The sequence below is a fragment of the Streptomyces qaidamensis genome (assembly GCF_001611795.1).
In the GTDB taxonomy this organism is placed as follows: Bacteria; Actinomycetota; Actinomycetes; order Streptomycetales; family Streptomycetaceae; genus Streptomyces; species Streptomyces qaidamensis.
Genome location: NZ_CP015098.1, coordinates 2903492 through 2913611, shown reverse-complemented (window position 1 = coordinate 2913611; position 10120 = coordinate 2903492). Strand labels below are relative to the sequence as shown.

Here is a 10120-nt window from a genome sequence, read left to right as displayed (position 1 = left end):
TGCTTCTCGGGGGAGTGGCAGGCGGCGGGGCAGACGCCTCGGGTGCGGGGGTGGGTCAGGCCACCGGCGACCTCGCGTGCGCGGCGGCGACGGCGTGCGGGTCGGCGAAGACCCGCGGGTCGTCCCAGAGCAGCTGGATGCCGCGGGCCCAGTGGTCCACCTCCGCGAGCGCCTCCTCGCGCAGGGCGAGGACCTGGCGCGGGAGTTCGGCGGGCGGTACGGCCATGACGTGGGTGTCGAGCGCGTCGAGGAACGCCTTGCCGGTGCAGCCGTCCGCCCCGGCGCACTCCTCCTGCCCGGAGCCGCAGCCGCCCCGCGACCACACGATCACCGGGGCGGGCGCGGCGAGCGAGGTGTCGAAGTGGGGCCGGGTGCGGGCGGCGGCCGGGGCGGTGCCGAACCCGGCGAGGCAGGCGTCGCGCTGCCGCAGCCGCAACCGCAGCCGCCCGGGCTCCTCCGGCACGCCGCACTCCACCCGGTGCATCCGCGCGCCCGGCCAGGAGTCGAGGCGCTTCCACGTCCGGGTCAGCACGTGCCGGGTGCTGGCCTTGCGGCGGGCGTGGTCGGTGACGACCAGCGGGGAGACGCAGCCGAGCGGCGTGTCGTCGTCCGGGGCGCTCTCCCAGCGGTCGACCGGCCAGTCCAGCCAGTCCCGGGGCAGCGCGAAAGCGACCAGCTCGTCCGCGCCGGGCGTCAGATGGCGGAAGGCCGCCTCGATCCCCTCCTGCACGTACGCGCGCAGCCGGTGCCGCTCGACCGTGCCGGAGTCGACCGGGTGGCGCCGCCCCTCGCTGTACGCGGACACCTCGACCCGGACCAGGCCGTCGCCCGCTCCGCTGTGCCCGAGCTCGACGAGGATCGGCGACCAGTCCGGAGCCGACGGCTCCACGGCCGGGGCGTGCAGCAGGTCCTGGAGCCGGTCGGCGAACCGGGCGACGGTCCGTGCGGCGCCCGGGCCGTCGAGTTCGCACAGCACGAACAGGGCCGCCGACCACAGCGAGCCGAACCCCTCCTCGGGCGGCGGAGGGTCGAACGGGTCGGCCGCCGCCCGGTACAGCCGCACCGGGTCGCAGTCGACGCCCGCGCGGGCCGCCCTCTCGACCAGGGCGCGCAGCCGGGCGCGGTCGGCGGTGGCGTGGCCGGAGGCCGGGACCAAGCCTTGCAGGCCCGGCCAGTAGCGGGCCATGACCTGGGTGGGCATCATCCGGCCGGTGCGCACCTCGCCGCTGCCGGCGTCCGCCGTGACCATGCCGACGACCTCGCCGGTGTCGGCCAGGGTGACGGCGGCCCCGCTGAAGCCGGGGGCCAGGGGCTGGCCGCCCTGGTGCCAGGCCTCCAGCTGGAGCCACTCCCGTCGGATCAACTGCGCCGCCGTGACACGGCATTCGGTGAGGGTGCCCTCGTCGAAGCCGCGCGGGAAGCCGTAGACGACGAGCTTGCGGTCCGTCGTGCCGTGTGCCGCGTCGGCCGGGGCCAGTGCGGCCGGGGCGACCGGCACCTCCCGGTCGAGCTCCAGCACGGCCAGGTCACCGGGGTCGGTGACACCACCGGCCCAGCCGCCGTGCGCGACGACCCGGGCGGACACGGCCGGGGTGCCGGGCCGCTCGGTGAAGGTCACCGCCAGGTCCTCGCCGTCGCCCACGACATGAGCACAGGTCAGTACCGTGCTCGGGGTGACGAGGAAACCCGCTCCGGCCACCCGGCCCCGTAACTCGATCCGGGCGTGCCACTCGGCGCTGTTCATGAGGCGGAGCTCGCCCCAGGGGCCTCCGGGGACCAGGTCAGCTTGACGACCAGATGGCCCTCGGCGGTGCCCTTGGCGATGAACGCGCCCGTCTCGGCGGCCAGTTTCACCCCGAACTCGATCTCCACGCCGTCGGGCCTCAGCGAGCCGTCCCGGAAGACGCGCAGCGCGGACTCGGCCGCCGCCCGCACACCGTCCAGGGCGCCCTCGAAGGTGCGGGCCGCCTGGACCGTGCCGTCGCCGCGGGAGACCAGACGGGAGCCGGACCGCTCCTCCACCGCCTCGACCGCGACCACGGCCCCGTCACCGGTTCTGAACTCGACCAAACCGTCCACGACACCCCCGTCGTTCGATTGCGCTGGGCAGCACCATTGTGACGGAAGGTGCTCGATGACGCAGGGGGCATTCAGGGAACTCACCCACCGACGGTCCCCCGGATCACCCCCAGCTCCACCAGGTCCTGTGGCCGGATGCGGAGTTGGTCCGCCGTCGCCTCCACCTCGCGCGGTGGCCGTTTGAGGATGGCCGCCGCCAGTTCCGGCGCGATCACCGAAAAGTAACTGTCGGGGGTGGCCCAGGTGTTGCCGGGCGCGGCCAGGGCCAGCGCGCCGCCGGAGCCGCCCTCGCCGATCACCAGCGTCGTCACCGGAGTGCGGGCGCCCGCCACCGCGGCGAACAGGTCGGCGATCGCCGCGCCCGCGCCCTGCCGCTCCGCCTCCGCGTCGTTGGCCGCGCCCGGGGTGTCCACGAGGGTCAGCACCGGGATGCCGAGCCGGTCCGCGAGGCGGATCAGCCGGGCGGCGGTGCGGTATCCGGCGGGGCGGGTCGCCGTCCCGGTCTGCGCGGCGTAGGCGACCGTCCGGCCCTCGCGCGTGCCGAAGCCGCACAGCATGCCGTCCGGGTCGGTGCCGCCGCAGCGGTCACCCCTGATCGCGGCCCGGTCCGTGAAGTAGGCGTCCAGGTAGGCGGTGGCGCGCGGCCGTTGGGGGGGCCGGGCACGGCGGACGGCGTCCCAGCCGGTGGCGGGCAGGACCGCGGACCCGCCGAGCGGTCCGGGCGGCGGCGCGGGCGTCGTGGACGGGCAGGTCAGCAGCCGCAGCCACCGCCCGAGCGTCTCCCGCAGCTCCTGCGGCCGTACGACCGCGTCCGCCGCGCCCGCCGCGAGCTGCGCCTCCGCGGTGTACGCCGCCGGGTCCGCGTCCGCCGGCCGCACCCGGGAGCCGGCGAAACCGACCTGGGCACCGGGCAGCGCGAGCACCACGTCGGCGCCCGCGCCCAGGGTCGCCCAGCCGCCCCCGGTCGTCGGGTCGCGCAGGACCGCGACCTGCGCGAGACCGGCCTCCCGGGTGAGCGCCGACTGACGGGCCACCCGCTGGAGCTGGGTCAGCGCGAGCATGCCCTCCTGCATCCGGCTGCCGCCCGTCGCCACCAGGGGCACGACGGGGAAGCGGCGTTCCCGGGCGTACGCGTACGCCGCCTCCAGCCGGTCGCCGGTGCCCTCGCCCAGGGAGCCGCCGAGGAAGCCGAACTCGAACGCGATCAGCACGGCCCGGGTGCCGCCGACCCGGGCGGTGCCGCACACCACGGACTCCTGCTCGCCGGTGCGTTCGGCGGCCCGGGCGCGGGAGGCGTCGTAGCCCGGCCAGCCGAGGGGGCCGTCGGGCTTCGGCCTCCGTACGGGGACGGGGAGTTCGGCGAAGGTGGCGTCGTCGGCGAGGGCGCTGACGGCCTCGCGGGCGGAGAGGCGCTCAGCCATCGGCCAGCGCCCGCTTCATGATCTTCCCCATGTCGTTGCGGGGCAGCGCGCCGAGGTGGTGCACGACCCGCGGCCGCTTGTGCGGGGCGAGCCGCCGCGCCACATGACCGGCCAACTCCTCCAGACCGGGCGGCGACTGGGGATCCGCCGGCACGATCCACGCCACGATCCGCTCACCCAGATCGGCATCGGGCTCCCCGGTGACGGCCGCCTCCCGCACCCCGGGGTGTTCGAGGAGCGCGTTCTCGATCTCACCGGCCCCGATCTTGTAACCGCCGCTCTTGATCAGGTCGGTGGCCTTGCGGCCGACGATCCGGACGTAGCCGTCGGGCTCGCGCACCGCCATGTCGCCGGTGCGGAACCAGCCGTCGGCGGTGAAGGCGGCGGCGGTGGCGTCGGGACGGTTGAGGTACTCGGTGAACAGGTTCGGACCGCGCACCTGGATCTCGCCCACCGTCTCCCCGTCGTACGCGGCGACCTCCGAACCGTCCTCCTCGACCAGCCGCAGCTCCACGCCCGGCAGCGGCACGCCGACCGTGCCGGGGCGGGCCTCGCCGTCCGCGCGGACGCTGGTGTTCATCAGTGTCTCCGTCATGCCGTACCGCTCGATCACCCGCCGCCCGGTCGCGGTCGCGATCCGGCCGTGGTCGTGCACGGGCAGCGCCGCGGAGCCGGAGACCAGCAGCCGCGCCCCGGCCAGCGCCTTCACCAGTTCCGGGTCGCCGGTCACGGCCTCGGCGATCCGGTGGTACATCGTCGGCACGCCGAACAGCATGGTCGCGCCGGCGTTGAGCTCGCGGGCGACGCCCTGGGTGCTGAAACGGCCCAGGTGCCGCACCGACCCGCCGCGCCGCAGCGGGCCGAGGGTGCCCAGGACCAGGCCGTGCACGTGGAACAGCGGCAGTCCGTGGACGAGGACGTCGTCGCCGGTCCACTGCCAGGCGTCGGCCAGCGCGTCGAGGGTGCTCGCGATGGCCCGGCGCGGGACGACGGCGCCCTTGGGCGGGCCGGTGGTGCCGGAGGTGTAGACGATCAGGGCCGGGGCGCCCTCGTCCGCGGGCTCCGCGGGGGCGGTGCCGGTGCCGTGCACATCGACGTCGAGCCGGGCCAAGTCTCGTACAGGGTCCGGGAGTTGGTCGTCGGGCGCCGTGAGCACCAGGTCGGGGGCGCTGTCGGTCAGGATGTGCCCGAGTTCCTTCTCGCCGGACTTGGGGTTGAGCGGCACGGCGGGCACCCCGGCCAGCAGCGCGGCGACGACGGCGACGGCCGTCTCCATCGTGGGCGTCGCACAGACGGCGACCCGGCGGGCGTCCCCGATGCGTTCGGCCGTCGCACCGGCCGCGGCGGCGAGTTCTCCGTACGTCAGCGAGCGCTCGCCGAACCGCAGGGCGGGCCGGTCGGCCGAGCCGCCGGTCAGGGCGGGGAAGAGGGAGGTCACGCGTCACGTCTCCTTAGCTGTTTGCCTGCAACTGTCTGCCTGCTCCACTGGCCGGCGGTGGGCACCCCCAGCCGGGGACGACCATCACCAGCCACGCCGCCGCGGGGACGACCGCGACCACGATCCCTCCGTACACCATCAACTGCCGGAAGAAACGCTCGCGGTAGACGTCCGGTGCGGCGGCGAGGACGAGTGCGCCGTCCGTGGAGAACGGGCTGACGTCGACGACCGTCGCCGAGACGGCGAGCGCGGCGTGACCAGGCGCTCGCCCGAGGCATCGAGGTGCTGCCGCCCGAGCAGCGTGATCAGCGTGTCAGTGGCCTGATTCTGGCCTTCACCGTCGCCTCCGGCCTGCAGGAGCAGGAAAAGCGGCTGCGCGAGGCCGGAGTTCGGGTCACCATGCCGTTGCGCCGGGAACCGTGGGGCGAGCGCCTCTTGCAGGGCACCGACCCCAACGGAATGATCGTCCAGTTCGTCGAGTGGGCTGCTCCCGAGCACGGCTGACACCGTCCCGGCGCAAAGGATCTCGGGCTGTCGCCCGGTCCGCCCCGTTCACCATCCGCCACCCGATCGACAAGGAACCCCGTGCGCAAGCTCGTGTACTACATCGCCGCCACCCTCGACGGCTTCATCGCCGGGCCCGACGGCGCCGACCCCACAGGACCTGACGGTTTCTGGCCGATCCCCGGCGACTATGTGCAGTACCTCGCCGCGGAGTACCCCGAGACCCTGCCCGACCCGGCCAGGAAGGCGCTGTCCGTCACCGCGGAGGGCACACACTTCGACACCGTCCTCGAGGGACGCAAGACGTATGAGATCGGCCTCGAAGCCGGAATCACCGACGCCTACCCGCACCTGAGACACCTGGTGTTCTCCACCACGCTGACCGAAAGCCCCGCCCCGGCCGTGGAACTGGTCACGAGCGACCCGGTGGCGAAGGTACGGGAGCTGAAGCAGGAGGACGGCAAGGACCTCTGGTTGATCGGCGGGGGCGAACTGGCCGGCGCCCTGTACACCGAGATCGACCGGCTGATCGTCAAACTGGGCCCGTTGACCATCGGCACCGGGATCCCCCTCTTCGGCCGCACAGCCGCGTTCGATCCGCGCACCTGGAACCTGACGGACCACATCGTCCTGGAGAGCGGGGCGGCATTCCTCACCTACACCCGCGGCTGAGGGCAAGCCTGTTCCCGGACTGACGGATGACGGGTGACAGTTGACCGAGCCGCGCCTGGTGGCGGGGTTCGGATCAGGCCCCGCCGCCGGCGCCGGGCGCCACGAACCGCCGGTGGACCGGTGCGAAGCGGACGTCCGGCTGCCCGGCGAGTCCGACCTCCTGGACGGCCGGGGCGAGGCGCTCGGCGAAGAAGCGCTGGAAGTCCCCCTCGGCGTCCCACACGTCGGTCACGTGCATGACCCCCGGCTCGAACCAGGCCACGTGCAGGACGAGACCGTCCGGCACCCGCTGCTCCCAGCCCACCGTGTCGAGCATCGCGTCGTACTGCTCGGGCGTCACCCCGGCCCAGCGCAGCGTCAGCACCACAGCCATGGGAATCCCTTCCTCCGTCGGTCTCCCGGCCAGTAGACCGGCCGGGGACCCCCACGGCCCGTGGTGCTACGCCGTCCGGATCAGGGCTCCACCACGTCGGCCACCACGCAGCTGACGTTGTCCGGGCCGCCCGCCGCGTTCGCCGCCCCGATCAGGGCCTGGACGGTTTCGCCGGGGGAGAGGGGAGAGGCGAGGAGTTCCCTGACGCGGTGGTCGGGGACGACGCCCGTCAGGCCGTCGGAGCAGAGCAGATAACGGTCGCCGGCCCGGGTGTCGTGGAGGCGGAGGTCCGGGGACGCGCTGGGCCCGCCTCCGGTCAGAGCCTTCAGGAGCAGGGCGCGCTCGGGGTGGGAAGCCGCCTCCTCGGGTGCCAGCCGGCCCTCGTCGACCATCGACTGGACCATCGTGTGGTCGTGCGTGATGCGGAACAGTTCGCCGTCGCGCAGCAGATACGCGCGGGAGTCGCCGATGTGCACCAGCGCCAGCCGCGAGCCCGTCCACAGCAGGGCCGTCAGGGTCGTGCCGGCCTCGTCGGAGCCGTCGGCGACGTCCCGGACGGCCTGTTCGGCGCCCCGTACCGCGTCCTCCAGGACGTCGAGGACGCCGCCGGACGGGATCTCGTCCGTGTCCAGGAAGCGCAGCGCCTCCACGGCGGCGCTGCTGGCGGGCGCGCCCGCCGGTCCGAAGCCGTCGGCGACGGCGAGGAGCCGGGTGCCCGCGTAGGCGGTGTCCTGGTTGGCGGGGCGTACGCGGCCGGTGTCCGAGTGGGCGCAGTAACGCAGTTCCAGCATGGCGGTGTCCTTCCCGGGCCCGTCCGGGCCCGTCGTCAGGTGATCGACCAGGAACGCGGCGAGGTCCCGCCGGACCGCCGTCTCCGTCTCGACCCGCGCCCAGTAGGCACGGATCTCGCGGGCGGCGGCCTTGGAGTCGCGGTCGTGCAGGAGACACACCCGGCGGATCTCGGCCAGCGGCATGCCCAGCCGCCGCAGCCACGCCACCAGCCGGGCCTGCTCCAGCTGCCCGGCCGCGTAGTACCGGTATCCGGTGTCCGGGTCCACGCGGGCGGGCCGCAGCAGGTCCAGCTCGTCGTACAGGCGCAGTGCCTTCGGCGAGAGCCGGCACGCCTTCGCGAACGCGCCGATCGTCAGCATGGCCATGCGACCCCCTGCGGTCCTCGCGCTCCTCGCGCTCCTTCTCGTTCCGCCACCGATGCTGGGGCTTCACCGAAGGTGAAGGTCAAACGGGGTGTCGCGGTTCCGGACGGGATTGTTAGCCTGCGACGGACATCGCATCGATCGTCCGTACGAGGATGGAGTCGCCGTGGCCGGCACCCCGCGCATCGCCGTCGTCACCTACGACCCCCGCGGCGAGGAGCACAAGGACCGCGACCTGCCGGTGCTGGTGCGGGCGCTGCGGGAGGCCGGTGCCGACGCCGTCGCCGTTCCCTGGGACGAGCCGGACGTGGACTGGGCCGCCTTCGATCTGGCCCTCATCCGCTCCACCTGGGACTACAGCTGGCGCGCCGAGGAGTTCACGGCGTGGGCCGAGCGGTGCGGGGAGGCGACACGGCTCGCCAACCCGCTCGGGGTCGTGAAATGGAACGCCGACAAGCGCTACCTCGGACAGCTCGCGGAGGCCGGAGTGCCCGTCGTGCCCACCCGGTACTTCGCGCCCGGCGACCCCCTCGACCTGCCCGCCGACCGCGAGTTCGTCGTGAAGCCCGCCTCCGGGGCCGGTGCCCGCTACGCCGCCCGCTACCCGGCCGGGGAGCGGGACGCAGCCGTCCGGCAGGCCGAGCGCATGCACCGCGAGGGGTTCACCGTCATGGTGCAGCCCTACCTGAGCAGCATCGACACCCACGGCGAGCGGGCCCTGCAGTTCTTCGGCGGACGCCTGCTGCACGCCGGCGTCAAGGGCGCCGTCCTCGCGCCGGGCACACCGTACGACGCCGACAAGGTCGCCCACCCCGACCTCCGTCCCTGGGAGCCGACCGCCGCCGAACTGGCGGTCGCCGAGAAGGCGCTGGCCGCCGTGCCCGGAGACGCGGAGCTGCTGTACGCGCGCGTGGACCTGGTCACCGGGCCCGACGGAGAGCCGTGCGTGATGGAGCTGGAGCTGATCGAGCCGAACCTGTTCCTCCATCTGCATCCGGACTCCGTGCCGAGGGTGGTGGACGCGGTGCTGGCCGTCGTCGGCTGAGCGCGGCGCGCGAGGCATACATCCCTGGGTGAGGCTTTTGGTGTAGGGGTACCACCATGCCCCCCGAGCCGCGGGCCTGGGCACCGCTGCTCGCGGTGTGCGCCGGGTACTTCATGGTGATCCTGGACGTGACGGTCATCAACGTCGCCGTGCCCGTGATCGGGCGGGAGCTGTCGGCCTCGCTCACCGGGATCCAGTGGATCACCGACGGGTACACGCTGGTCCTCGCCGGGTTCCTGCTGACGGGCGGGGCGCTGGGGGACCGGCTGGGCAACCGGCGGGTCTTCTGCTGGGGCGTGGCGGTGTTCACCGTGTCCTCGGCGGCCTGCGCACTCGCCCCCGACGTCGGCTTCCTGGTGGTGGCCCGGCTGGTGGAGGGGCTCGGCGCGGCGCTGATCGTGCCCGGTTCGCTGGCCCTGCTCCAGCAGGCCTACCCGGAGCCGGACGTACGCTCACGGGCCTTCGGGCTGTGGGGTTCGATGGCCGGCATCGCGGCCTCCGCAGGGCCGCTGCTGGGCGGGCTGCTCGTGTCCACGGTGGGCTGGCGCTGGGTGTTCCTCATCAACCTGCCCGTCGGCGCAGCCTGCCTGGCGCTCACCCTGCGGCACGTGGCCCGCTCGCCCCGGCGGGCCGACCGGGCCCTGGACTGGCCGGCGCAGGTCGCCGTCGTCGCGGCCGTCGCCCTGCTGACCGCGGCGCTCAACGAGGCCGGGCGGCGCGGCTGGTCCGACCCGGCCGTGCTCGCCGGTCTGGGCCTGGCCGTCCTGTCCGCCGCTGCCTTCGTCCTGCGCGAGCGGCTGGCCCGGTCTCCCGCCCTCCCGCTGGGCCTGCTGCACTCACGCGCCATGAGCGGCGGTGCCGTCATCGGCCTGCTGTTCAACTTCGGCTTCTACGGCATGGTGTTCACCGCCAGTCTGGAGTTCCAGCACCAGCGCGACTACAGCGCCCTCGGCACCGGCCTGGCGCTGTTCCCGGCGGTGGCGATGACGATGTTCGCCTCGGTCCTGTCCGGGTGGCTGTCCCGCCGTACCGGCGACCGTCCGCTGGTGGTCTCCGGCATGCTCCTGGCCGCGCTGGGCCTGGCCGGCTGGGCCGCCGCGGGCCCCGACCCCGCCTATGGGCTGCTGGTGCTCCCGATGATGGCCGCCGGCTTCGGCACGTCCTTCGCCCTCACCGGCTCCACCGCCACCGTGATGGGCGCCGCGCCCCCGGCCTACTCGGGGGCCGCCTCCGCCCTGTTCAACACCACCCGCCAGGTCGGCAGCGCCACCGGCGTCGCGCTCGGCGGCAGCCTGCTCGCCTCGGCCGCGAACTACGGCACCGGAATCCGGACCAGCATGGGCATCGGGGCGCTCGCCTGTCTGACGGCGGCGGTCCTCGCATGGGGCTGCGTACCGGCCAGGACCCGGCACCCGGACACCTCCTGAAGACGCA

The 10120-nt window shown here is 74.2% G+C and carries 10 protein-coding genes and 1 pseudogene; 4 read left to right on the top strand and 7 right to left on the bottom strand.

Annotation, left to right across the window (positions count from 1 at the left end; all coding sequences use genetic code 11):
- Positions 1-55: 55 nt before the first annotated feature.
- The 5 genes and pseudogenes from A4E84_RS12765 to A4E84_RS44415 form a co-directional block, all read right to left on the bottom strand.
- Complete coding sequence (locus A4E84_RS12765; protein WP_062926688.1) at positions 56-1744, bottom strand: VMAP-C domain-containing protein; 1689 nt, start codon at positions 1742-1744, stop codon at positions 56-58.
- Positions 1741-2079, bottom strand: a complete 339-nt coding sequence (locus A4E84_RS12760) for a CU044_2847 family protein (RefSeq protein WP_062926687.1) — start codon at positions 2077-2079, stop codon at positions 1741-1743. Before A4E84_RS12760 ends, A4E84_RS12765 begins: the two co-directional genes overlap by 4 nt.
- A gap of 80 nt (positions 2080-2159) precedes the next feature.
- A complete protein-coding gene (locus tag A4E84_RS12755) occupies positions 2160-3500 on the bottom strand; it encodes a carboxyl transferase domain-containing protein (RefSeq protein ID WP_062926686.1) in 1341 nt (446 codons plus the stop codon).
- Positions 3493-4938: an acyl-CoA synthetase gene (locus A4E84_RS12750; RefSeq protein ID WP_062926685.1), complete on the bottom strand. Its 1446-nt coding sequence runs from the start codon at positions 4936-4938 to the stop codon at positions 3493-3495. Before A4E84_RS12750 ends, A4E84_RS12755 begins: the two co-directional genes overlap by 8 nt.
- A gap of 13 nt (positions 4939-4951) precedes the next feature.
- A pseudogene (locus A4E84_RS44415) lies at positions 4952-5191 on the bottom strand (hypothetical protein); the annotation flags it as partial.
- 29 nt (positions 5192-5220) lie between these two features.
- Between A4E84_RS44415 and A4E84_RS12745 the strand changes: the two are divergent.
- Together A4E84_RS12745 and A4E84_RS12740 are read left to right on the top strand one after the other, a co-directional pair.
- The gene (locus A4E84_RS12745; protein WP_335340828.1) at positions 5221-5442 is read left to right on the top strand and encodes a VOC family protein; all 222 of its coding nucleotides are present in this window, start codon (positions 5221-5223) and stop codon (positions 5440-5442) included.
- 81 nt (positions 5443-5523) lie between these two features.
- Entirely contained in the window at positions 5524-6114 is a 591-nt protein-coding gene (locus A4E84_RS12740; protein ID WP_062926684.1) for a dihydrofolate reductase family protein, read from the top strand.
- A gap of 73 nt (positions 6115-6187) precedes the next feature.
- Here the strand turns inward: A4E84_RS12740 and A4E84_RS12735 are convergent, their stop codons facing one another.
- Entirely contained in the window at positions 6188-6487 is a 300-nt protein-coding gene (locus A4E84_RS12735; protein ID WP_062926683.1) for a hypothetical protein, read from the bottom strand.
- A gap of 80 nt (positions 6488-6567) precedes the next feature.
- Positions 6568-7644 carry a MerR family transcriptional regulator gene (locus tag A4E84_RS12730; RefSeq protein ID WP_062926682.1) on the bottom strand — a complete coding sequence of 359 codons (1077 nt, stop codon included), beginning with the start codon at positions 7642-7644 and terminating at the stop codon, positions 6568-6570.
- 163 nt (positions 7645-7807) lie between these two features.
- Between A4E84_RS12730 and A4E84_RS12725 the strand changes: the two genes are divergently transcribed.
- Positions 7808-8686: an ATP-grasp domain-containing protein gene (locus tag A4E84_RS12725; RefSeq protein ID WP_062926681.1), complete on the top strand. Its 879-nt coding sequence runs from the start codon at positions 7808-7810 to the stop codon at positions 8684-8686.
- Positions 8687-8742: 56 nt separating this feature from the next.
- Positions 8743-10113, top strand: coding sequence for an MFS transporter (locus A4E84_RS12720; protein WP_062926680.1), 1371 nt, complete (start codon positions 8743-8745; stop codon positions 10111-10113).
- Positions 10114-10120: the final 7 nt, after the last annotated feature.

What these genes read in the sequence shown, in the direction of transcription:
- A4E84_RS12735 (WP_062926683.1), bottom strand. Translation starts at nt 6,487, where the DNA reads ATGGCTGTGGTGCTGACGCTGCGCTGGGCCGGGGTGACGCCCGAGCAG.
- A4E84_RS12720 (WP_062926680.1), top strand. Translation starts at nt 8,743, where the DNA reads ATGCCCCCCGAGCCGCGGGCCTGGGCACCGCTGCTCGCGGTGTGCGCC.
- A4E84_RS12730 (WP_062926682.1), bottom strand. Translation starts at nt 7,644, where the DNA reads ATGGCCATGCTGACGATCGGCGCGTTCGCGAAGGCGTGCCGGCTCTCG.
- A4E84_RS12765 (WP_062926688.1), bottom strand. Translation starts at nt 1,744, where the DNA reads ATGAACAGCGCCGAGTGGCACGCCCGGATCGAGTTACGGGGCCGGGTG.
- A4E84_RS12755 (WP_062926686.1), bottom strand. Translation starts at nt 3,500, where the DNA reads ATGGCTGAGCGCCTCTCCGCCCGCGAGGCCGTCAGCGCCCTCGCCGAC.